Source organism: Bradyrhizobium sp. SZCCHNS30572 (assembly GCF_032484415.1).
In the GTDB taxonomy this organism is placed as follows: Bacteria; Pseudomonadota; Alphaproteobacteria; order Rhizobiales; family Xanthobacteraceae; genus Bradyrhizobium.
This window is the reverse complement of sequence record NZ_JAUESY010000001.1, coordinates 823,719-845,330: the sequence shown is the minus strand read 5'-3', so window position 1 is coordinate 845,330 and position 21,612 is coordinate 823,719. Positions and strand designations below refer to the sequence as shown.

Here is a 21,612-nt window from a genome sequence, read left to right as displayed (position 1 = left end):
TCCATGCCGAAATTCAGCGTCTACGGCGTCGTCACCGGCACCAAGTATCTTGGGACATACGATGCCCCCACCAAGGAAGCCGCGATCAAGATGGCTGAGGGGGAAGCTCACTGCTCCCTCTGCCACCAATGCAGCCAAGAATGCGAAAGCCCTGAGGTCGATGAGATCAGGGCAGAAAAAGTGGAGGACTGATGGACAACGAAAAGATCGAGCGCCAGATCGCCGAGAAGGTGATCGATGACGCTCTTGCCGCCGGATACACGATCGATGTGTTCGACGGAGAAGAATTTCCCCTGAAGCAGAGCACCGACCGCGAAGCGATCCTCAAGGCGATGTTCTCGACCGAAGAGGATCGGCTGTACCTGACCAAGGACGGCAAGCGCGGCTGGGTGTGGTTTATTTACGGCAACGGCTACCACCTGATCAGCGACTACACGATCAACCTCGCAACGGTTCTGGCCGGCGCCGAGAAGCTCTCCGAAGAGCTGGAGGAAGAACATGGATAGGTACCGCGAGGATATGGCCGAGGCGTTTGGACTGAAAAAGGGCCAGAAGGTTCGAGTCCTCGAAGAGACTATGGGCGACGACCACGAGGGCATCGAGCATACGATGCCGGCGGGCTCGATCGGATGGATCGACCACATCGAGTTCATTCCGAAGCAAGGCACGGCATTCCATGTCGTGATCCCGGTCGATGAGACCAACGAACGCTGCATCGTCAACGTCTTCGACGAGAGCGATGGACCGATCACCAATTTCCTGGAGGCACTATGACGAAGCGTACTTTCCGATCACCGCCATTGTTTTATGTCGCGCAATGGAAGGACGGAAAATGGGTCCTGATGGCGAGCGAGCCTGTACTCAGGATGGCGGCCGTTCGTCTCGTCGCGTCGGCGTGGAAGGAAGGTAACATCGCCCGCATCAGGGACGCTGATTCGGTCAAGAAAGCGGCATAATCGTGGGCTCAGATTTGCACCAATGCAAGTGCATATGTCTAAAAAAACCAGGACCGGTGTTTACATGGCGATAGGAACATTCCTTTGTTCGTGGTGTATAGGCCTGTTGGCCTCCGCCGTGACACAATCGGGACCACAGCAACGAGGTGGGAAATGCCATCGCAGGCACCCGACAACGAGAAGTTTCTGACCGGAGAGGAGACCAAGCTGTGGCGTATTTCTCGCGGACTGAACCAGGCTGAAGTTGCCCAGTGGCTGGGCATCACCCCGCAGGCTGTCAGTAAGCAAGAGCGACGCGGCGTCTCGAAGATTGTGGCATTGGCGTTGGCGGCGCTCGACCGCGGTCTACCGCCGTTTCGTCCGTCCCAGGAGGACTATGACGCCGCCGAGAAGAAGGGAAAACGGGAATGACGTCTTTCATCATCGAGGATCCCCCTAACCCGGTTCGTAGGGAGATCAACCCGCGCTTCAAGAGCCGGCTGCCCGTCATCATTGGACGGGCATGCGACTGCCTGGTCAGGATCGAGCCAGAGATCAAGAAGCTCGAAGTCTTTCTGAGGGAGTTCGCAGAGTATCTCGACTTCGAGATCGAGAAGGTCAGTCTCGAGATCTCGAAGACGGAGTGGCAAGATCGAGTCGATCGAGCCCAGCTGGATGATGCGAGGGAGTGGCTCGCAAAGCTTCGTCAGCTTCGGAAGGACTTCGACATCGACCTGATGACAGCCCCTTCAGGCTACATCAGGTCAATGGTCGTCAGGGTCGAGACGCTGTTTGGAGCTATCGACGTAAGTCAGTGCTGACTTACAAGCGCACGATCACGGCGACGATGGCGATCTCAGCGACATCGTCAAATGCCATTCGCTCCTCATCTCCGGCCGGCATGGTCTTCGTCATGACGAGGCCCTGCTCATCGATACCGATCAACAGTCGAACCTTCGACTTCCCGTCCTTGCCGGTCACCAGTATCATGTCACCAGCGACTGGATCACGGCGCTTCGTGCCGTAGCAGAGCGATCCCGCCTTCAGCCACAGACCGAACGAATCATCCGGAATATGGAAGGCAAAGGCAGTCTCGTCTCCGTCCAGCTGTGGCGGAGCCGGGACGTAGCCATCACGTCGGCTGGAAGCCGCGGCCTGCAGCGATGCCGGCAGAGCCGACACGTGCTTGAACTCGACAGTCGCCGTCCTGGAGGCCATAGGCCTCAGACCAGCGCGCTTCGACATCCCTTCCGGGACTTCGGTGCCGTTCTCATCCGTCTCCGCCCCGAGCGCCTCCAAGACCTTCTTCGTGATCGGGATGCCCGAGGCGTCAGCGATCTTCGCAAGAGTCTTTTGAGTCGGAAGGAAGGGATGCTCGGGGTTGTTGAGCAGGCGTAGCAGAGTCGACGGAGCGAGTTCCGCCTTCCTTGCAAGCTCAGTCGCATTCCACCGCTTGCGATCGAGGATGTAGTCGATCCACTCGATCACAACCTGCTTCGGAGTTTGTGCTTTTGGTTTCGCTGCCACTTCGAGCGCCACGGTCATTGCAATGCGCCTTTTTCTATCAGTCTTTGAAAAATGAAACTAGGGTTGATCGGGATTTCCTCCCAGAATCGTTTTGAAGCTGCGATCTTCTGGTCGAAAATTCCGTTTGCATGCCCGCTCCATCCATTTGTTCGGATGCTAACATCCCTCCCCTAGTCTAGGTTTCAAGCGAATGCAACGAAATCTTTGTTCATGTTTCGTTCTTAAAAACGGCAGAATCGCCAGTAATTTCAGGCGATTGGCGTTTGCTTCGCAGGCGCGGCAATTTTGAGCATTGCTAACAACTGCTTGAACTCCTGCAAATGCAGTCCCGCATGTGCGATGGCGATCGCGTCTGCAACATGCTCATTGTCCAGATGTAGATCGCCCTTCCGGTTCAAAATCTTACCGCCCTTCCCCGTCGTATCGCGGTCGTAGAGCTTCCAGGGAGCCTCAGGATAGAGCTTGGCAGCCCAGGAGATGATCTCCGGCTTCTCTGCCTGTGGATTGCCTACGCTCCCCCTCTTCGTCTCAAGTGGCATCACCTGGAAGAGCGGGATCTCGATCGATGCGAGGACGCCAACCGCGGCTCCAAACCCGTAGGAAGCCCGTGCAGCCTGGGCGCCCGAGGGAATCTCAGCAAAGGCGACCGTGCAGCCGGCCAGCTCCTCATGGAGCCCGGCATGCAGCTCTCTCGCTCTGCGCAGATCATCTGAATTTTGCCGGATGACCTTCTTCTTACCGGCGAGCTTCTCGGTCGAAATCGTCCGGAACCGGTCGAAAGTCAGTTTGAGCGTTTCAAGGTCGAGCCACATTCGGACAATCCCGAAATTGGCAAAGGCCGGATCGAGGCCGGCTACGAGGATGGGGTTCATCGGTCCCTAGTGGGTGTCGGTGTTGCCGCATCACCACATCTCGTGGCTTGCATTTGCATTTGCATTCAGGCAAATACATCACCCCTCGCCGGCCGTCAAGCTGGCGACAGCCAACAGAAATCATCGCATGAGCCTCAGAGCACTCACCTGGGCGTTCGACCTGGTCGACGCTGATCTCACACCCACCCTCAAGCTGGTCCTCATCACGCTGGCGAACTACGCCAATGAAAAATTCGAGACCTATCCGAAGCAGAGCACCATCGCCGTCAAGTCCTGCTTGACCCGGCAGACGGTCTGCTCGGCACTGACCAAGCTTGAAGATCTCAACCTCATCACCTCCACCCAGCGCTACTACGACAACGGCGGATTCCGCTCGAAGGTCTACCGGCTGAACGTGCCGGCGGCACTGGAGGAGAGCATCAATGATGATGACCACCTGTCAAATCCGCCGACACCGGGGGTGTCAAATTCACGGACACCGGGTGTCAGCGACGATGACAGGGGGTGTCCGCCTCCCCGACGAGCCCTGTCAAATACGCCGACAAGGGGTGTCGGCGAGGCCGACAACAATAACCGTGTACTAGAACCAGACTCAGAACCGAAACCAGAACCACGTCGCAAGCCGCGCCGTACGGCGCCGTGGCCGGCCGATTATGAGGATCAGTTCTGGGCCGTCTGCCCGAAGAAGGTCGGCAAGGCAGCGACAATGGCGAAGCTCAAGCGCATCGAGCGAGACGATGAGGTGGAGTTCGTGACCATCCTCGAAGGAATGCGCCGGTACGCAGCCAGCCCGGACGTCAAAAAGGATCTCCGCGATCCTGAGCGTCGCCGGTTCATCGTCCATCCGGTCACCTGGCTCAACCAGGGCCGGTGGTCGGACGAAGACGGTATGCCGCCGGAGTCTTCCGATGATCGTCATCGCCGGGTGCTGGCACGACGCACGGTGGCGATCTGATGGCCAGCGTCGATGTCGGAAAGGTGCTGGCCGAGCACGGCATCAAGCTCAAGTCCCTGAAGTTCGGCAACCAATACACGCTCTGCCCGATGTGCTCGCACACGAGGAAGGGGGCTCACAAGAAGATCCGATGCCTCAGCGTCAAGATCGATAACCGAGGCGTCGTCTGGAACTGCCACCATTGCACATGGAGTGACGGAGAGAATGCTAAGCGAGAAGCACGCGAGAGGACTGGTGGACAGAGGCCTGTGCCCCGAACTGGCGGTGGATATGGGGCTCTACAGCGGGAGTCTCTCGCGCGATGGGCAGGACCAGGTCATCGTCGTTCCGGACCCGGACGGTAAGGTCCTCTGCTGGCCCTACTTCGAAGAGAGCGATCACGAGGTCAACTGCAAGTACCGCTGGGCTCAGGACGGCGAGCGTCGCTTCATGCAGAAGCGGAATGCGGCCAAGACCCTCTACAACGCCAAGATCTTCTGGGACGAAGCGATCATGAGCCGGCTCGAAGCCGGATCGGATTCGCTCATCTGGACAGAGGGCGAGCCTGACTGCCACGCCGTCATTCTCTCCGACCGCAACACCTGCGTCTCCGTGCCGGACGGAGCGCCGCCGGCTCGCGACAAGAACGGCAAGCTGATCCACGTGCCGGACAACGATCGGGACATCGATCCCGAGGATGACGACAAGTTCTCGTTCATGGGCCGGCTGATGGACGCGCTACAGCGGGTCAAGCACCACATCATCGCCGTGGATGGCGACGAGCCTGGCGGCCGACTTGCCAAGGAGCTGGTGCGGCGCCTCGGCGCGGCCAAGTGCTTTTGGGTCGAGTACCCGAAGGACGAGGTGGTCCCGGACAAGAAGCGCAGAGGCAAGAAGCGCGCCTGCAAGGATATGAACGAGGTCAAGCTGTACTTCGGACCCGAGAAGGTCCGGGAGCTGATCGACAACGCCAAGCCGTGGCCGGTCAAGGGCCTGTTCCGGCTGAGCGACTATCCCGAGGTTGAGATCCCGCCGATGGCTGAGGTTGGGATCTCGGACATCCTCGACAAGCACATGAAGTTCTACCCCGGCCAGTTCGTCGTTGCCACCGGCATCCCGAACGTCGGCAAATCAACCTTCATCAACCAGTGCGCCGTGCTGCTCGCCAAGCGGCACAAATGGCCGGTCGCAATCTTCTCAGGCGAGAAGGACGTCAAACCGTTCCTGGCACACGAGCTGATGACTGCCTTCCTCGACAAGGCTCGCGAGGACTGGTCGATGGAGGAGAAGCTGCGTGCGACTGCATTCGTCCAGCGCTACTTCCAGTTCATCGATTACGATGACTCGATGGAAGGCGATATCGACCTGAAGTTCGTGCTGGATACGGCGGCTGCCGCTGTGTTCCGGGACGGCGTCAAGCTTCTGATCATCGATCCCTGGAACGAGCTGGAACACACCAGACCGGCCAGCGTGTCGCTGACTGAATACGTTGGAAAGGCTATCAAGCAGATGAAGCGTTTCGCAAAGCAGTTCGGTGTCTGCGTCATCGTCGTGGCTCACCCGACGAAGCTGGATCCGAAGGTCACGCCAGGCCTCTACAACATCTCAGACTCGGCGCACTGGGCCAACAAGGCGGACCTGGGCATCGTCGTCAACGCTGATCCCGAGCGCGCGGCAGAGGCGCCGAACGAACGTCAGATCATCATCCCAAAGGTGAGGCTGAAGCGGATCGCCGGTATGACCGGCACCGTGGATCTGACCTTCGACGATCGAGCGAGCCTGTTTCGCAAGTTCGATTTTTGAAAAAGCGTTTGCATGAATGCAAACGCTATGGTAGTGCAAACTGGAAAAGGAGAGACCATAGATGTCAGGTTCAGTGAACATGGTGATCCTCGCCGGCAATCTCGGCAAGGATCCTGAGGTGAGGAATCTCAGCAACGGCAAGTCGGTGTGCAACTTCTCGATTGCCACTTCCGAGACCTGGAAGGATCGGGACGGCGAACGCCAGGAGAAGACCGAGTGGCACAACTGTCAGGTCTGGCAGGAAGGTCTGATCAAGGTCGTCGAGCAGTACCTGTCGAAGGGCGACAAGGTCCACGTCGTCGGCAAGATCCAGACCCGCAAATGGGAAGATCAGGACGGCAAGGATCGCTACTCGACCGAGATCGTGGTCGACAAGCTGACCATGCTGTCCACGAAGGGCAACGGCGGCGGACGTGACGACGACGACCGCGGCGGTCGCTCTCGCAGCCGCGACGATGATGGCGGTGGCCGCTCGCGCGGTGGTGACGAGGGCGGCCGAAGCCGCAGCCGATCCCGCGAAGATGACCGCGGTGGTGACGATCGCGGTGGCGGTCGTTCGGCGAGCCGCAGTTCGTCGCGAGACGATCGTGGTCGGGATGACGACAGGGGTTCTTCTCGCTCGTCGAGCCGCTCCTCGTCGCGCAACAACGACATGGACGACGACATCCCCTTTTGATCAGGGGGACATTCTCACCCTGATGCGGACTGGGTTTCTATAGAGCTTCCCCGTTGAGCGGGGAAAATGCGGGGGGCGCCTCCTACTTGGTTGGCGTGCAGGGGGCGCCCCTCTGTCTTTCGATTTGCATGAATGCCAACTGGAGCACTAAAAGCAAATGAGAATCTTCCAGGTTTCGCCGGATGGCATGGCTTCGCTGTTCGACGCACATCATGCCAAGGAAGCAGCCGAGCACGGCGAGTGCTCCTGCCCACCCGGCATCTGCCTCGATGGTGCCACGCCTGCCGAACCCGGCATGTCAGGCTTCCCCCCTCTCGAAGAGGTTCTCGGTGACCTCATGACGATCCTCGCCGAGGACGATCTCGACGACGAGGATGCGGACGATCTCGATTTCGACGTGATCTTCGAGCCGGAGTTCGATCTGAGCGATGAGCCCGCCTCGCGAGCCCAACAGCTCGACCAGCTCGGCTCCATCGTCGAGGATGTGACCTCGCTCGCTGGCCTCTATGCCACCATGGTCCATGAGGACCGCAGCCAGGACGAGGACTGAGCAATGGCTCGCACAGTCCTGGACGTCTCTCCCGGCGCCCTCTCGGACTATTACGACTGGCTCAAGGCCGCGCCTGCTGGCGATGTCCTGGTCTACTGGAGCGGCGACCTCCAGTACGACCGCCAGGTCGTGATCCCCGAGACCGACGTGCTGCGCGGAAACGAGCGGCTCCGTCTCGCAACCCTCAACGTTCTCGCTGACCGCATCCTGGAAGACGCCAAGAGCGGCGACCTCCTGCTCACGCAGAAGCGGGTCGGCACGAACATCTTCGAATACCGAGCAACTCGCCGCCGCCAGCTCGTCTGGGGTTCTGCCTCTCCAGGGATGAAATTCACTCCGCATGACCTCGTCCTCGCATGAGGATCGCACGAATGCTCTGAGCTGGCTGGCGCACGGTGCCCAGCTGGCTTTCGAGCTGAGGGGCGATCAAGCAAAGCACAGTGACGTCATCTGGCAGCTCCTGGTCGAGGCGATCGAAGTGATCGACAAGACGCCCGACCAGGAACGTCGTTGGCTGACTTCTGGCAATCGCTCAGGCGGTTGGAACATGGTCGGCATGTCGCGTGCCGAGCTGCTCGTGATCGAGCGTATCCGCCTCCTCAGTGCGATGAAGCCATATGACGGACAAGCCAAGTTCGCCCCCCAGAGAGACGATGTTGAACGATCTCTTGGCGTTCTGTCGTGGATGCGGTGGTGTAACGCCGCAAGGCTGGCAGATCGACTTGTTAAGGCAGCTGTCGCTCTGGCACGCGGCGGGGAAGCCGAGATTGTGCATCGACTTTACTGCCCGACGCGGAAGTCTCGCAACCGGCAGGCCTCCTACGAAATCAGACAACGCACGGTCGGCTTCATTCTGACCGGACTCAAGAACGATCTCGGCATCGTGCCGGGTCATGGCCTCTCATTCCAGGAGCTGAACCATGCTGCATGATCTGCCACTGCCGAAGAGAATCGACGTCGATCAGATCGTCGAGCATTCGTTCAAGGACTACCACGTCAAGGGCTTCGACTATCTCTGCCTGCAGCGCTCGCCGGAGGAGACGGTGAAGCTGTACTTCTTCGACGGCGATATCTCCAAGCTGCCGGAGGTCATTGCTCCACACAATCACCGCTACGACTTCGAGACCTACGTCGCGGCCGGCCTCAGCGAGAACGTCTGGTTCACGCGATCGGCGATCCGCCCTGAGCATCAGGGCAAGATCTTCAACTGGTTCGAGTATCGCACCCCACTCAACGGCGGAAACGGCTTCACCTTTGCTGGTGAAGAAGAGCTGTTCGAGGCGAAACGGGGCCGGTTCGGGGCAGGCGATTCCTACTTCATGCATGCCGAGGATCTGCACACGATCCGTATCGTCCAGAACGAGACGCTGCTGATGCTGGTGCAGTTCGAGGACATCGTGCCGCTCGACAAGCCGACGTGGACCTATTGCGAGAACAATGCGCCGTCTCTGGACGGCCTCTACACCAAGTTCACTGCCGATGAGGTCATCAGCCGGCTCCGCAAGTTCGAGGAGCGCACTGGACTGGTGTTCAGCTCGATCGGCGCTCGCAACGTCGCGTAGTCAACGGAGATTGCCTTGAAGCGTGAGATCATCCTCGATACGGAGACCACGGGACTCGATCGCAAGACCGATCGGATCGTCGAGATCGGCTGTGTCGAGGCGATCGACCTGATGCCGACCGGCAAGACCTTCCACAAATACATCAACCCGACGCATCCTGTTCACAAGGAAGCGTTCAAGGTCCACGGGCTCAGCAACGAGTTCCTGAAGAAATTCCCGACGTTCCGCCGGCAGGTCAACCAGTTCCTTACCTTCATCGAAGGTGCGACGCTGGTCGCCCACAATGCCGGCTTCGACGTCGGAATGATCAATGCCGAGCTGGATCGTCTCGATCTGCCACCGCTGCAGAATGAGATCGTCGACAGCCTAGCTCTTGCCCGCGAGAAGCGGCCTGGAGCCAGGCACACGCTCGACTCGCTGTGCAAGACGTTCGGCATCAACCTGACCAAGCGTGACAAGCACGGCGCGCTACTCGATGCCCAGCTGCTTGCGGAAGTTTACTGCGAGCTGCGCGGCGGCCGGCAGATGGGGATGTCACTGGACCTATTCGCAGAGTCCTCGGATGTCGCCCAACCCACCATCAGACCGCGGCCGACGCCGCTTGCACCGAGAGTCACCGACGAGGACCGCGCCCTGCACGCGCAGTTCATCAGCGAGATGAAGGACGCGATCTGGGGCGAGTATCGCGCCCCAAAACTCGAGAACGCAGCCTAAAGCCAACCAGGAGAGAACGATGAGCGCACCAGCCCTTTACAGGCGCACTGGCCACCTTGGCATGAGCGCCGAAGCCCGCGCCGCCCGCAAGACGTCGATCGGCGGATCCGATGCCAAGATTATCATGTCCGGCGACCAGAACGCGATCGAGCGTCTCTGGGCCGAGAAGCGCGGCGAGATGGCGCCTGACGACCTCAGCGAGGTGATCTTGATCAATCTCGGCAACCTGACCGAGCCGCTGAACGCCGACCTGTTCGAGAAGGACACCGGGCTGTGGGTGACCGACGAGCAGAAGAAGGTTTTCTACGAGGACTGGGAGAACGCCCACGCCACACTCGACGGACTGGTCCGCGAGACCGAGACCGGTCCGGCGATCGCGATGGTCGAGTTCAAGTTCATGTTCCCGTTCGGCTTCTCACTCGATGCGGCGATCAAGAAGTACTTCCCGCAGTGCCAGCACAACATGATGGTGACCGGCATGCCGGTCTCCTACCTGTCAATCCTGACTGGTGCGGCACAGTGGTACAAGGTCGAGATCGAGGCCGACATCTTCTACCAGGTCGAGCTGCTGAAGGCCGAGAAGGACTTCTGGGATTGCGTCCAGACCGGCCGCATCCCTGGCAATCCGTTGATCGAGGTCGAGATCAAGGATCGCATCAAGATCGTCGACATGAGCGAGAGCAACGAGTGGGCATCTCTGGCTCACGATCTGAAGCGAACGCTCACTGCCGCCAAGAAGCACGAGGCGGCGAAGAAGGCGATCAAGAAGCTGATGCCGGAGGATGCGCTGCAGGCAGCCGGCAAGGGCGTGACCATCAAGCTGTCGAAGGACGGCAAGCTCCTGATCGATTGCGACAAGGACGAAGTCGCCAAGATCGATACCGAGCAGGCCTGGTTCCCGCCTGAGACGAAGAAGAAGCGCACCCCGAAGAAGAAGGCCGACAACGACAACACCGAGGAAGCAGAGGCGGCCTAACCGCCCCTGCCCTCCCCTTTTCACTAAGAGGAAGACCATGAGCAATCCATCCGAAAACCTCGCGATCTGGAACGAGGTCGAGCAGACCGACCCCAACTTCACCAAGTCGTTCAATCGCGGCGGCGGCTTCAAGGGAACGGCAACCAACGCCACGTACCTGATCAAGAAGGCCACGAAGATGTTCGGCCCGATCGGCATCGGCTGGGGCTGGACCATCGTCGAGGACAAATTCCAGCCCGGCCAGGACAAGGATGTGGTCCACATCCTGCGTCTGAAGCTCTGGTACATCTGGGGCGACAAGAAGGGCGAGATCGAGCATTTCGGTCAGACCACCTTCGTCGGCAAGAACAAGAACGGCTGGTACACTGACGAGGAGGCTCCGAAGAAATCCCTCACGGACGCACTGTCGAAGGCGCTCAGCACGCTCGGCTTTGCTGCCGACATCCACCTCGGCATGTATGACGACAACCGCTACGTCAGCGATCTGAAGCAGGATTTCCGCGGCTCCGACGAGTTCGACAGCGCCAACGACAATCAGGATCGCGGCAGCAAGTCGTCTGACAAGGGCGGATCCTCGAAGGGCGGAAAGTCCAAGCGTGGACCGTCGGTCGACGAGAAGGAGCAGGACTCCATCCTCGACCACTGGGAGGATCAGATCGCCCAGGCCGGCTCCGTCAAGGAGATCATGGAGATCATCGCCGAGAAGGCGTTCGCCGACGACCTCGCGAAGCTCCACGAGGACGACGAGGCTCTCATCCGCAAGAAGGCCAGCGACCGCTCGCAGGAGCTGAAGTCGGCCAAGACCAAAGCGAATGCGGGCTAAGTCACGCGCATACGTCCAACTCGCCTTGCAGGTCATCCAGCTCGCCAAGAGCACGGATGATCTGCGGGCCTGGTGGGCGGCCGAGAGAGATCACCGCTACGACTACGGCCTGACGGACGATCAGATCGAGCGGCTCAAGGAGGCGTGCAAGGAGCAGGTCCTTCGCCTCGGTGGAGAGCTACGGGAATGAGCAGATGAGCAAGACATCGAGCAAGTCGAGCAACCCCTGGATCTATGCCGTCAAGAACGAGGACGGGCACCTTGTGCCCTATGCCAACTATGATCGCGATAAGTTCGACGAACTGCCGGTCAACAAGCTTCTGCGCGTCAACATCGTCCAGCAGCGTAATGCACCGCGGCACCGGCTGTATCGGGTAATCCTGCGCCTGGTCGTCCAGAACACCGATCTGTTTGTGTCGGAGGACAGTCTGCACAAGACCCTGCTAGTCGGCTGCGGCGTGGTCGAGCCCGTCATGACAGTCGCCGGCGAGATCATCATGGTCCCGTCGTCGACGGCCTACGACGCGATGACCGAGGAGACATTCAAGCCGTTCTTCGACAAAGCCATGAGTATCATCGAGACCAATATCCTTCCTGGTATCGACGTAGATGAGCTGCTGAAAGAGGCAAGGCAGCAGGCAAATTACAAGGAACCGGCGAATGACAACGAGGAACGCCGCAAGGATGAGGATGTAGCGTGATGGCAAACGTAGCTGAAGGCGAGCCGCGCAACAGCCAGGAATGGCATGGCTCTTATCTGGACGAAGACGGAATGGTCGCCGATATCGTCGCGAAAGTGAAGGCCGATCCGGTCGCGCTGCAGCGCTGGCTTGATCCGGTCAGCTGGAGTCCGCCGATCATGAGCCCGCACCTGGCCGCACTGAAGAAGCAGCCAGATCACGCGGGATGCCTTTGGCACGCCGGCAGGGCGATCAGGAACTTCTATGGACTCTGGCACGCCAGCAACCCGAATACAGCTTTTGATCTCCACGAGCATCTGGAGACCGATGATTTCGGCGTCGTGACCGATCCGCGTCATCCGGACAACTTCTCGGACCGCGTGATCGAGCGCGTGAAGGCCGAGCTGGCGACGCTGCCGGAGGAGGCATGAAGGCCTATCGGCCGATCATCAGCCTACTGACTGGTTTCTGGGGCGGGGAATGGGTGTTCCTCGCCCCTTCGGAGCGCGATGCCTTTCGGATGCTGAGGCGCAGGATCGCGTACGGCAAGGTGAAGTGGACACCGCATGAACAACGCTGACCAACTGGCGCTGCGATGCGTGGAGAACATCAATTTCCACACGACGAGCGGACTTCCAGCTGAGGAAGCCGGGATCATGATCACGACTCCGAAGGGGTGGATGGCTCCACCAAAATTTCCCCGGAGGCAGCTTACGACCGTCAATCCCAACACGGGTGATCGGGTCTACCGCATTTCCGCGGTACGTCTCCTCGCCTACCTGATCGGCAACAACCTCACCACCATCAAGATCGAGATGAAGGCACTCAAATGATCGCAATCAAGCTGGATGCCAGCGCCATGGAAGCGCTGTTCAAGGATCCTAACGCTAAGCTGGAGCTGCAGCAGGCCGTCATTGCCGAGATGTGTCGGCGGATGTTCGCAAAGTACCTGCCGAGCGACATCCGCAACGTCATCGACGCCATCTTCAAGGTGCAGCGAACCAGCCTGGTCGAGGTCGTCAAGGAGGATGCTGCGTTCCAGAAGAAGTTCGACGAACTGTTCCAGAAGGAGATCGCCAGCATCAAGTCCAGCTGGCGGGGCAAGACCATAGACCTGACTCCCGAGATGGCGGAGCAGGTCAAGCAGGTCATCAAAACCCAATCCGAGATGATCCTCTCTGACGCCAAGCTGCGTGGTTCTCAGCTGGTGAACGAGTTGGCCGATAAGTCGGTCGAGCGCCTCAAGCAACTCGCCGAGGACGAGATCGACAAGCTGGTCACCCGGAAGGTCCGCGCGCTCTTCGATGCCGATATCGAAAAGATGGTCGAGGATCGCGTCCAGGCAGCACTGAAGGTGGCTCGTGCATGACACCGGTCAGGCTCGATGATCAAAGCACATGGCCTCAGATCGGTAGCATCTGGAGCCACTACAACGGCAACCTCTATGAGGTCGTGTTGTTCACAAACGTCGATAGCACCCGGCCGGATCGATATCCAACGACGATCGTCCACCGCAACATCTTGAACGGCAAATACTACAGCCGAAAACTCACCGACTGGGATCGCTCCATGACCCAGCGGATTCCGCTTCCAGGGGCGACGCTATGAACCCGAAATACCTACCGACCACACTTCACGGCAAGGTCGATCGCATCACCGAGGAATCCGGCGAGGTGATCGAGGCGATCGGAAGATGCTTGCGCATCAATGGCAAGATCGGCCGCTTTGGCATCGAAAGCGTGCATCCGAATGGAGGGCCGAACAATGCGGCCCTGTTGCTTTCGGAACTCGCTGATCTGCGGGATGCCATCTCCCGGGTCGAGAACGCCATCACGGATCACGCCCGGATCAGGGTCGGGAACGGCGAGCTGGTCTGGACCAATGAGCTGGCCACGGCAGCCGAGCTGCGCGAGCTGTACGAGGATGAGGCTGAGACCGACGAGGACTTTCTGGCGGCACATAAGGTCATCGCCATCTGCGATGGTCAGTGGCATCGCGAGGGCACCGAGTACCGGCTCTACAAGGACATGGGGCGCGAAGATGGCTGAAGGTGAACTCGACGACTGGGCGAGCTGGAGATGCGGGCACGAGAAGCCAGGGGAGACGAAGTTCTGCCCTCCCGAAGGCTGCCCGAAGACCTTTGGCTGCGCCAGGGATCACGGCTGGAGGCCTGGACTGCCGACACCCGATGGATGCCTCGCACGTGTCCCGCTGCCCTTCCCTGACCTGCCAGGAGATGATCATGCAAGAGACCATTGAGCGAGCTGCTATCTTTTGTGACCATGTCACCTGGACCGTCGCACGGCCTGGACGGCATCACGACGTGATCGCCTACATCGCCCCGGAGCGCCCCTGGCTGGTATCGATCCGCGGACAGCAGGGCTTTGTGACGTCCACCGGACGCTTCGTCGGCCGTGAGGAGGCGCGCAAGATCGCCGAAGCTGCCAACCAGCTCATCCCGACATACGGCGAAGATGGCGTGCCGTTCATCCGTCAACACCCGCAGCTCTTCTCGGAAGACGTCTGGTAAGGATTTGCTTGACCGTTTGCTTGAATGCAAATATGAAGAGCGAATGCAAAGCGTCCTCGATCTTGCTCCCCCGAAGGGCTTCCGGAAGGCCATTCCGGACAGAGTGAAGGTGCAGGTGATCCTGCGGCAGGATGCTGCCTGCACGAAGTGCGGTGAACGCCTGGGCAAGATCGAGGACTGCGAGTTCGACCACGTCCCTGCCCTGCAGCTGCGGTGCTGGGACACTGAGGCCAAGGACACGACGCCGCGAGCGAACGATCCGGCGTTCATCGAGGGCAAGCACAAAGACTGTCACGCGAAGAAGACGTTCGGCTCGCACGGCGAGCTGGCGCGCGGAGATGTCACGGAGATCGCCCGCACCAAGCGGATCGCGAAAGAGACCGAGGATTTCAGGCGTCGAATGCTGGCGAAGGTCGACCCTGATGCGGAGGTCGATGCACCGCCGCGGCGCCCCAAGAAAGCGTGGCCGAAGCGGCCTTTTCCGAAGCGGGGCAAGAAGCATGAAGCGCGAGGTGAGAGAGGTCCAGCAGGCAGTCCAGATCCTGAAGGATAACGGAGAGATTGAGGACTTCAGGCTTGGTCACAGCGCTAAGCACCGGACGGTCAACTTCCAATTTCGTGGTGCCTGGTACTCGACCGTTTTCCCGTCAACGCCTCGCACGCCCTACGCCAACAATTTCGTTCGTCAGCAGATCAGACGCCAGATCCGGCGCCTGGAGACGCTTTGAGTTCACCAAAGAGAGGAAGACATGGACGCTTTACGAGTTGAAGACACGTCGATGGGGCTGATGAAGGCGCTCCACTTCATCACGACGCAGCAGCAGAGACGGAAGATCAAGCCGAAGTTTCAGTACGCCTCGGCCGGCTCCACCACCCGCGCCACGCGGTGTCTGACACGTTTCGAGCGCAGCCACGTCACGGAACTGGTCCAGCAGCTCGCTCCTCTCGATCCGAAGACGCAGCAGGATCAGATCAAGGAGATCATGCAGCAGCTGTCGCAGCTGCCGGTCACCTTCTTCCCGGTCAAGCGCGAGATGAGGATCGACTATTCGAAGATCTATCCCTACCGGTCGACGAAGCGCGGCGGATGACCGCGATCACTGCAAGCATCCGGAAGGCACAGCGTGTCGCGATCGACGCAGGCGGATTCAACCTGCGTGGCGTGATCTACGGCGACACCAAGGGCCGCTATCGCGATGGCTGGTTCTTCTACACCGCGAAGGTGGTGGCGGAGATCGAGCCGAACGTCTTCCGGACTGCAACGGGCAATGTCTACCAGGTTGAAACCTGGTCGGCGCCGTCAAAACCCACCAACGAGTATGACCCCCTCCCGGCCGATTGGCCGTACTGCGCGAGTGCCGAATGAGAATTGAACGACGATACACGACTGCCGGCCATGATCCCTATGGCCGGATCGAATGGCGCAAGGCAACCAGCGAGATCCGCAATCTGGATGGCTCCGTGGTCTTCCGTCAGGAGGGTATCGAGATCCCGGCTGCCTGGTCGCAGGTCGCAACCGACGTGCTGGCACAGAAGTACTTCCGCCGTGCCGGTGTGCCGAAGCAGCTCATGCGCGTCGAAGAGGACGGTATGCCGGAATGGCTCCAACGCCGCGTCTCCGTGCCGTACTTCGAGAGCGACGCGACCAACTGGCTGACCGAGGAGTCTTCGGCCAAGCAGGTGTTCGACCGCCTCGCCGGCTGCTGGACCTATTGGGGCTGGAAGGGCGGTTACTTCTCGCCCGGCACCATGAGCCAGTTCGTGTCGCCCGCGGACTATGAGGCGGCAAGGGAAGAGAATGCCCGCGCGTTCTTCGACGAGCTGCGCTTCATGCTCGCCACCCAGATGTTCGCACCCAACTCGCCGCAGTGGTTCAACACCGGCCTGCACTGGGCTTACGGCATCGACGGTCCGGCCCAGGGCCACAGCTACTTCGACGAGGAAGAAGGCGATATCCTGGACTCGCAGTCCGCTTACGAGCGTCCGCAGCCGCATGCCTGCTTCATCCAGGGTGTCAGCGACAACCTGATCCAGGATGGCGGCATCATGGACCTGTGGCTGCGCGAGGCTCGCCTGTTCAAGTATGGCTCGGGCACCGGTTCCAACTTCTCGAACCTCCGCGGTTCCGGCGAGCGTCTGTCGGGCGGCGGAAAGTCGTCGGGCATGATGTCGTTCCTCAAGATCGGCGATCGGTCGGCCGGCGCGATCAAGTCGGGAGGAACAACGCGGCGCGCAGCCAAGATGGTCGTGGTCGATGTGGATCATCCGGACATCGAGGAGTTCATCTCCTGGAAGGTCGAGGAGGAGCAGAAGGTCGCGGCGCTGGTGGCCGGCTCGAAGGCCTCCAAGCGGCTGCTGCAGGCCGTCTGGGAAGCCTGGGGCGATGGCGAGAGCCGTGATACCCCGTCGATGAAAGCGGCTGTCAGGGCAGCCCGGATGGCGTTTATCCCGGACACCTACATCAACCGGGTGATCCAGCTCGCCGAGCAGGGTGAGAACTTCTACGCCGAGGAGTTCGACGTCGACTGGCAATCGAAGGCCTACGAGACCGTGTCCGGCCAGAACGCCAACAACACGGTGTCGGTGACGAATGAGTTCCTCAATGCCGTTCAGCAGGACGGCAAGTGGAACCTCACGGCCCGGACCACTGGCAAGACGGTCAAGACCCTCGATGCATCTTACCTCTGGGACGCCATCGCTCGCGCGGCATGGGAGTCGGCCGATCCCGGCCTGCACTTCAACACCACGATGAACGAGTGGCATACGTGCCCGGCCGGCGGCGACATCCGGGCGTCGAACCCTTGTTCGGAATACATGTTCCTCGACGACACCGCCTGCAACCTGGCGTCGGCGAACCTGCTCAAGTTCACGTCGAGCCATGGCGATGGTCCGATCGTGTTCGAGACGGAGAGTTTCATCCACGCATGCCGTCTGATCCAGATCGTACTCGAGATCTCGGTCTACATGGCTCAGTTTCCGTCAAAGGAGATTGCCAAGCTCTCGTACGAGTACCGCACCACCGGCCTCGGCTACGCCAACATCGGCGGCATGCTGATGACCATGGGTCTCCCCTACGACTCCGACGAGGCTCGGGCTCTGGCTGGAGCTGTCGCCGCGATCATGACAGGGACCGCCTACCTGACCTCCGCCGAGATGGCGCGGGAACGGGGTCCGTTCGTCAAGTTCGAGGAGAACCGGCATTCCATGCTGCGCGTGATCCGCAACCACTATGCGGCGGCGGAGAATGGCGATGCGGAGTTCGAGGGGTTGACGATCAAACCGGTGCCGCTGGATTGGGACAACTGTCCCCAAACCGATCTGCCGGCGCGGGCTTCTGCCATCTGGGCTGAGGCAGTCGAGATGGGCGAGGCTTACGGCTTCCGCAACGCCCAGACCACGGTCATCGCGCCCACGGGCACGATCGGCCTGGTGATGGACTGCGACACCACGGGTGTAGAGCCCGACTTCGCTCTGGTGAAGTTCAAGAAGCTGGCCGGCGGCGGCTACTTCAAGATCATCAACCAGGCCGTAAAGCCGGCGTTGCAGCAGCTCGGCTACACGACGAAGCAGATCAGGGAGATCATCGAGTACGCCACCGGAACGGGCTATCTGCCGCAGGACTTCGTCGACGTCGCCGAGGCGGCCGGGGTGAAGATCCTCAACGAGCAGGTGAAGTCCGCTTTCACCATCCGCTTTCTGGCGGATTGGAAGGCGCTCGGCATCGAAGAGGCCTTGATCGACTTTGTCGACCAGCAGGTCTGCGGCACGATGACTCTGGAGGGCGCCCCGCACCTGAAGGAGGAGCATTACGCGATCTTCGACTGCGCTACCCCGTGTGGCAAGCTGGGAACGCGGTCGATCTCCACCGAGGGCCACATCCGCATGATGGCGGCAGTGCAGCCGTTCATCTCCGGTGCGATCAGCAAGACCATCAACATGCCTGCGACGGCGACGATCGTGGACGTGAAGGCGGCCTACATGCTGTCCTGGAAGCTGGGTCTGAAGGCCAACGCAATCTATCGCGATGGCTCGAAGCTGTCCCAGCCTCTGTCGTCGGCCCTGATCGAGGACGAATCGATCGAGGAGGAAGCTCCGAAGACGGTCATCCAGGTGATCGAGAAGATCGTCCGGAAGCGTGAGAAGCTGCCGCACAAGCGGTCAGGCTACACTCAGCGTTCGATCGTCGGTGGGCACAAGCTCTACCTCCGGACCGGTGAGTATCCGGACGGGCGGCTGGGCGAGATCTTCATCGACATGCACAAGGAAGGCGCTGCTTTCCGGTCGGTGATGAACGCCTTCGCCATCGCTGTGAGTCTCGGCCTGCAGTACGGCGTGCCCTTGGAGGAGTTCGTGGATGCCTTCACGTTCTTCCGGTTCGAGCCCTCCGGGTTCGTCCAGGAGCACGATCGCATCAAGAACGCCACCTCGATCATCGACTTCGTGTTCCGGGACATCGCGATCAACTACCTCGATCGTGATGATCTGGCGCACGTCACCCCCGAGGAGAGCGGCCACACCGCAATCGGAGATGGTGTTGGCCGAGTGTCGGAGTCTGCTCCCCCCGTCGAAGGCGTCATGATCGTCGGTGCATTGGTGGAAGCACCGCGGTACAGCGCAAAGCCGCTCGACAAACGCTCAGTCGCAAAACTGAGCGGATACACCGGGGACACCTGCGGATCGTGCGGGAACGTCACCATGGTCCGCAACGGCACCTGTCTCAAGTGTGACACGTGCGGCGAGACCACGGGGTGCTCATGACCTGGCTGAAGCGACTGCTCTGCCTGTTCATCGATCACAGGCGGGAAGCTGACGACGAAGGGGCTTACGGAAGCTACGGCTGGAAGTGCCCGCGCTGCGGGGAGACTGGCTTCGGCATTCACGACATGTGAGCCGTAGGCGACAAGAACGGAACGGATCTACGGGCCCGTTCGCTTTTTTGCTTGCTTGAATGCAAATCTTGCAGTAATGCAAACCCACGCAGGCGGTCAGCCTGCAATCGAACCAAAGGACTGAAACATGGGCTTCCTCTCCAATCTCCTGAAGCAGGCCGACAAGGCGATCAACAGCTACACGGGCGACAAGGCTTTCCTGGCCGGCGTCGCTGCAGCGGCTGCCAACGTCACCGCGGCGGACGGCTCGATCGACGACGCCGAGATCAACGCTGCGATCTCCGGCATGCTGGCGAACCCGATCGTGTCTGCTTCCTACTCCGCCTCGCAGATCGAGGAGGCTCTCAATGCCGCCCTCGCCCGCGCCAAGAGCCGCGCCGGCCGCATGGAGAACAAGCGCGCCATCGAGGCACTGATGACCCGCGACATCTCCGCTCGCCAGGACGTGTTCCTGATCGCCGCCGACGTGGCCGACCAGGACGGCATCGGTGACCAGGAGCGCGTCGTGCTCGCCGATATCGGCAAGGCGCTGAACGTCGACGACAACAAGCTGCTCGCTGCCTGATCTGGCGCTTCATCTGAACGGGGCGGTCCTTCGGGGCCGCCCTTTTTCTTGAACTGGAGATTTTCATGGACCACCTGTTCTGGGTCGCGCTTCTCGGTATCGTCTGGGTCGACCTCTTGCTCTCTGGCGACAACGCCCTCGTCATCGCCATGGTCAGCCGGCAGCTGCCGAAGGACCAGCAGAAGTGGGGAATCATCGGCGGCACGGCAGTGGCTATCCTGCTCCGCGTCGTGATGGCCACAATCGCCAACAGCCTGCTCGACGTTCCTGCACTCGGCATCCTCGGAGGCACCTATCTGCTCTGGGTCGCCATCAAGCTGATCATCATCAACGATGACGATGTCAGCGAGAAATCGGTCACAACCCTCTGGTCAGCGATCACGACCATCGCCATCGCCGATGCAACGATGAGCACCGACAACGTCATGGCGATCGCGGCACTCGCACATGGCCATGTGGGGTTGATGGCGATCGGTGTCCTCCTGTCGATCCCGCTCGTGATCGCCGGCAGCGCTATCATCTCGATGATGATCGAACGCTTCCCTGCCCTGAAGTGGGCAGGCGCAGCCCTGCTGGGATGGGTCGCTGGCGGCATCATCGGATCTGATCCGTGGTACCCGTGGCCCTGGGGTCCGAATGCCTTCACCGGCCTGATGATCGTCGTCACCGCAGGATGGATCGTCCATCTGTACCGTCAGATCGACAAGGCCAAGGAAGTGCCGACAGCCTGATGTTCACCGAGCTGGAGATCGTCGAGCGCTGTCTGCTGATGTTCTCCAAGCCTGGGCGCTGGACGCAGAAGACGCTTGCGAGGGACCGCAACGGAAATCCGGTTCCGGTATTCAGCGAGATGGCGCGGTCCTTTGACATCGAGGGCTGCATCAGAAGAGCCGCTGGCATCGAAGACCGAGGCGCGTATGCGCGCTTCGTGCCCCTCATCAAGAGCCAGGTTGGCAAGCAACCATTCGACTGGAATGACCAGCGAGGCCGCATCCAGAAGGAGGTGGTCCGGATGTTCGAAGACCTGGCGGACGAACTTAGATTCAAGGAGACATCATGAACGACAATTTCACCCAGGCCGACCTGGACGAGCTGAAGAGATCGGTCCAGTCAATCGTCGATATCTGCCACAAGATGAATGCCCATTGGTGGATCGACCCCAAGACCGGCGCCGATCTGCGCGACAACCCTCTGATCGTCCCCACCAAGATCGCACTGATCCACAGCGAGCTGTCCGAAGCTATGGAAGGTGACCGCAAGGACCTGATGGATGACAAGCTGCCCCACCGAAGCGCTATCGAAACCGAACTGGCCGACGTCGTTATCCGCGAGGGAGATCTGTCAGGCGGCATGAAGTATCGCCTCGCCGAAGCCATCGTTGCCATCGCCGGCTTCGACCGGAAAGAGATCGCCCTCGCACTCGCGCTGCGATCGACGGCAGATCTCAGCGGAGCGCTGGGCCTCGACCTCGCTGGCGCTGTAGCGGAGAAGAGTTCCTTCAACTTGGTTCGCCCGGACCACAAGTTCGAGAACCGGACCCAGAAGGGCGGCAAGAAATACTGATTTCGCTTGACGA

36 protein-coding genes are annotated in these 21,612 nt (G+C 60.2%); 34 read left to right on the top strand and 2 right to left on the bottom strand.

Annotation, left to right across the window (positions count from 1 at the left end):
* Positions 1–3: 3 nt before the first annotated feature.
* From QX048_RS03945 to QX048_RS03920, 6 genes are all read left to right on the top strand, one after another.
* On the top strand, positions 4–192 hold the full coding sequence (locus QX048_RS03945) for a hypothetical protein (protein ID WP_316200994.1): 189 nt from the start codon (positions 4–6) through the stop codon (positions 190–192).
* Entirely contained in the window at positions 192–506 is a 315-nt protein-coding gene (locus tag QX048_RS03940) for a hypothetical protein (protein WP_316200995.1), read from the top strand. The genes QX048_RS03945 and QX048_RS03940 overlap by 1 nt, the downstream gene beginning before the upstream one ends.
* The gene (locus QX048_RS03935) at positions 499–774 is read left to right on the top strand and encodes a hypothetical protein (RefSeq protein ID WP_316200996.1); all 276 of its coding nucleotides are present in this window, start codon (positions 499–501) and stop codon (positions 772–774) included. Before QX048_RS03940 ends, QX048_RS03935 begins: the two co-directional genes overlap by 8 nt.
* Positions 771–956: a hypothetical protein gene (locus QX048_RS03930; RefSeq protein WP_316200997.1), complete on the top strand. Its 186-nt coding sequence runs from the start codon at positions 771–773 to the stop codon at positions 954–956. Before QX048_RS03935 ends, QX048_RS03930 begins: the two co-directional genes overlap by 4 nt.
* 153 nt (positions 957–1,109) lie before the next feature.
* Positions 1,110–1,367 carry a hypothetical protein gene (locus QX048_RS03925; RefSeq protein ID WP_316200998.1) on the top strand — a complete coding sequence of 86 codons (258 nt, stop codon included), beginning with the start codon at positions 1,110–1,112 and terminating at the stop codon, positions 1,365–1,367.
* Positions 1,364–1,756: a hypothetical protein gene (locus tag QX048_RS03920; protein WP_316200999.1), complete on the top strand. Its 393-nt coding sequence runs from the start codon at positions 1,364–1,366 to the stop codon at positions 1,754–1,756. Before QX048_RS03925 ends, QX048_RS03920 begins: the two co-directional genes overlap by 4 nt.
* A 1-nt stretch (position 1,757) precedes the next feature.
* Here QX048_RS03920 and QX048_RS03915 read toward each other — a convergent pair whose 3' ends face one another.
* Positions 1,758–2,480 carry a helix-turn-helix transcriptional regulator gene (locus QX048_RS03915; protein WP_316201000.1) on the bottom strand — a complete coding sequence of 241 codons (723 nt, stop codon included), beginning with the start codon at positions 2,478–2,480 and terminating at the stop codon, positions 1,758–1,760.
* Positions 2,481–2,710: 230 nt separating this feature from the next.
* Positions 2,711–3,334, bottom strand: coding sequence for a hypothetical protein (locus QX048_RS03910; RefSeq protein ID WP_316201001.1), 624 nt, complete (start codon positions 3,332–3,334; stop codon positions 2,711–2,713).
* Between the two features lie 127 nt (positions 3,335–3,461).
* Here QX048_RS03910 and QX048_RS03905 point away from each other — a divergent pair, with 127 nt between their 5' ends.
* From QX048_RS03905 to QX048_RS03770, 28 genes are all read left to right on the top strand, one after another.
* On the top strand, positions 3,462–4,289 hold the full coding sequence (locus QX048_RS03905; protein ID WP_316201002.1) for a helix-turn-helix domain-containing protein: 828 nt from the start codon (positions 3,462–3,464) through the stop codon (positions 4,287–4,289).
* A 234-nt stretch (positions 4,290–4,523) separates the two neighbouring features.
* A complete protein-coding gene (locus tag QX048_RS03900; RefSeq protein WP_316201003.1) occupies positions 4,524–6,071 on the top strand; it encodes a DnaB-like helicase C-terminal domain-containing protein in 1,548 nt (515 codons plus the stop codon).
* Positions 6,072–6,132: 61 nt separating this feature from the next.
* The gene (locus QX048_RS03895) at positions 6,133–6,747 is read left to right on the top strand and encodes a single-stranded DNA-binding protein (protein WP_316241291.1); all 615 of its coding nucleotides are present in this window, start codon (positions 6,133–6,135) and stop codon (positions 6,745–6,747) included.
* Between the two features lie 157 nt (positions 6,748–6,904).
* Positions 6,905–7,297, top strand: a complete 393-nt coding sequence (locus tag QX048_RS03890) for a hypothetical protein (RefSeq protein ID WP_316201004.1) — start codon at positions 6,905–6,907, stop codon at positions 7,295–7,297.
* Between the two features lie 3 nt (positions 7,298–7,300).
* Entirely contained in the window at positions 7,301–7,657 is a 357-nt protein-coding gene (locus QX048_RS03885; protein ID WP_316201005.1) for a hypothetical protein, read from the top strand.
* Positions 7,638–8,228, top strand: coding sequence for a hypothetical protein (locus QX048_RS03880; protein ID WP_316201006.1), 591 nt, complete (start codon positions 7,638–7,640; stop codon positions 8,226–8,228). The genes QX048_RS03885 and QX048_RS03880 overlap by 20 nt, the downstream gene beginning before the upstream one ends.
* The gene (locus QX048_RS03875) at positions 8,218–8,859 is read left to right on the top strand and encodes a hypothetical protein (RefSeq protein WP_316201007.1); all 642 of its coding nucleotides are present in this window, start codon (positions 8,218–8,220) and stop codon (positions 8,857–8,859) included. Before QX048_RS03880 ends, QX048_RS03875 begins: the two co-directional genes overlap by 11 nt.
* Before the next feature lie 15 nt (positions 8,860–8,874).
* Positions 8,875–9,573 (top strand): DNA polymerase III subunit epsilon, encoded by a 699-nt coding sequence (dnaQ, locus tag QX048_RS03870; RefSeq protein WP_316201008.1) that lies wholly within the window; start codon positions 8,875–8,877, stop codon positions 9,571–9,573.
* Between the two features lie 19 nt (positions 9,574–9,592).
* The gene (locus QX048_RS03865) at positions 9,593–10,549 is read left to right on the top strand and encodes a YqaJ viral recombinase family protein (protein WP_316201009.1); all 957 of its coding nucleotides are present in this window, start codon (positions 9,593–9,595) and stop codon (positions 10,547–10,549) included.
* Positions 10,550–10,586: 37 nt separating this feature from the next.
* Entirely contained in the window at positions 10,587–11,372 is a 786-nt protein-coding gene (locus QX048_RS03860) for a hypothetical protein (RefSeq protein ID WP_316201010.1), read from the top strand.
* Positions 11,362–11,562, top strand: coding sequence for a hypothetical protein (locus tag QX048_RS03855; RefSeq protein WP_316201011.1), 201 nt, complete (start codon positions 11,362–11,364; stop codon positions 11,560–11,562). Before QX048_RS03860 ends, QX048_RS03855 begins: the two co-directional genes overlap by 11 nt.
* Positions 11,563–11,566: 4 nt before the next feature.
* Positions 11,567–12,073, top strand: a complete 507-nt coding sequence (locus tag QX048_RS03850; RefSeq protein WP_316201012.1) for a hypothetical protein — start codon at positions 11,567–11,569, stop codon at positions 12,071–12,073.
* Complete coding sequence (locus tag QX048_RS03845) at positions 12,073–12,483, top strand: hypothetical protein (protein WP_316201013.1); 411 nt, start codon at positions 12,073–12,075, stop codon at positions 12,481–12,483. Before QX048_RS03850 ends, QX048_RS03845 begins: the two co-directional genes overlap by 1 nt.
* Positions 12,480–12,632: a hypothetical protein gene (locus QX048_RS03840; RefSeq protein WP_316201014.1), complete on the top strand. Its 153-nt coding sequence runs from the start codon at positions 12,480–12,482 to the stop codon at positions 12,630–12,632. Before QX048_RS03845 ends, QX048_RS03840 begins: the two co-directional genes overlap by 4 nt.
* Positions 12,619–12,885 carry a hypothetical protein gene (locus QX048_RS03835; protein ID WP_316201015.1) on the top strand — a complete coding sequence of 89 codons (267 nt, stop codon included), beginning with the start codon at positions 12,619–12,621 and terminating at the stop codon, positions 12,883–12,885. The genes QX048_RS03840 and QX048_RS03835 overlap by 14 nt, the downstream gene beginning before the upstream one ends.
* Entirely contained in the window at positions 12,882–13,421 is a 540-nt protein-coding gene (locus QX048_RS03830) for a hypothetical protein (protein WP_316201016.1), read from the top strand. Before QX048_RS03835 ends, QX048_RS03830 begins: the two co-directional genes overlap by 4 nt.
* A complete protein-coding gene (locus tag QX048_RS03825) occupies positions 13,418–13,660 on the top strand; it encodes a hypothetical protein (RefSeq protein ID WP_316201017.1) in 243 nt (80 codons plus the stop codon). The genes QX048_RS03830 and QX048_RS03825 overlap by 4 nt, the downstream gene beginning before the upstream one ends.
* A 65-nt stretch (positions 13,661–13,725) precedes the next feature.
* The gene (locus QX048_RS03820; protein WP_316201018.1) at positions 13,726–14,100 is read left to right on the top strand and encodes a hypothetical protein; all 375 of its coding nucleotides are present in this window, start codon (positions 13,726–13,728) and stop codon (positions 14,098–14,100) included.
* Positions 14,101–14,294: 194 nt separating this feature from the next.
* Positions 14,295–14,582 carry a hypothetical protein gene (locus QX048_RS03815; RefSeq protein WP_316201019.1) on the top strand — a complete coding sequence of 96 codons (288 nt, stop codon included), beginning with the start codon at positions 14,295–14,297 and terminating at the stop codon, positions 14,580–14,582.
* Positions 14,583–14,625: 43 nt separating this feature from the next.
* The gene (locus QX048_RS03810) at positions 14,626–15,135 is read left to right on the top strand and encodes a hypothetical protein (protein ID WP_316201020.1); all 510 of its coding nucleotides are present in this window, start codon (positions 14,626–14,628) and stop codon (positions 15,133–15,135) included.
* Positions 15,136–15,331: 196 nt separating this feature from the next.
* Positions 15,332–15,673, top strand: a complete 342-nt coding sequence (locus QX048_RS03805) for a hypothetical protein (protein ID WP_316201021.1) — start codon at positions 15,332–15,334, stop codon at positions 15,671–15,673.
* Positions 15,670–15,948: a hypothetical protein gene (locus QX048_RS03800; RefSeq protein WP_316201022.1), complete on the top strand. Its 279-nt coding sequence runs from the start codon at positions 15,670–15,672 to the stop codon at positions 15,946–15,948. The genes QX048_RS03805 and QX048_RS03800 overlap by 4 nt, the downstream gene beginning before the upstream one ends.
* Positions 15,945–19,340: an adenosylcobalamin-dependent ribonucleoside-diphosphate reductase gene (locus QX048_RS03795; protein WP_316201023.1), complete on the top strand. Its 3,396-nt coding sequence runs from the start codon at positions 15,945–15,947 to the stop codon at positions 19,338–19,340. Before QX048_RS03800 ends, QX048_RS03795 begins: the two co-directional genes overlap by 4 nt.
* Positions 19,337–19,471, top strand: coding sequence for a hypothetical protein (locus QX048_RS03790; RefSeq protein ID WP_315768576.1), 135 nt, complete (start codon positions 19,337–19,339; stop codon positions 19,469–19,471). The genes QX048_RS03795 and QX048_RS03790 overlap by 4 nt, the downstream gene beginning before the upstream one ends.
* Before the next feature lie 127 nt (positions 19,472–19,598).
* Complete coding sequence (locus QX048_RS03785) at positions 19,599–20,036, top strand: Tellurite resistance protein TerB (RefSeq protein WP_315768578.1); 438 nt, start codon at positions 19,599–19,601, stop codon at positions 20,034–20,036.
* A 65-nt stretch (positions 20,037–20,101) separates the two neighbouring features.
* A complete protein-coding gene (locus tag QX048_RS03780) occupies positions 20,102–20,767 on the top strand; it encodes a TerC family protein (protein ID WP_316201024.1) in 666 nt (221 codons plus the stop codon).
* Complete coding sequence (locus tag QX048_RS03775; RefSeq protein ID WP_316201025.1) at positions 20,767–21,096, top strand: hypothetical protein; 330 nt, start codon at positions 20,767–20,769, stop codon at positions 21,094–21,096. The genes QX048_RS03780 and QX048_RS03775 overlap by 1 nt, the downstream gene beginning before the upstream one ends.
* Complete coding sequence (locus QX048_RS03770; protein WP_316201026.1) at positions 21,093–21,599, top strand: hypothetical protein; 507 nt, start codon at positions 21,093–21,095, stop codon at positions 21,597–21,599. The genes QX048_RS03775 and QX048_RS03770 overlap by 4 nt, the downstream gene beginning before the upstream one ends.
* Positions 21,600–21,612 lie beyond the last annotated feature (13 nt).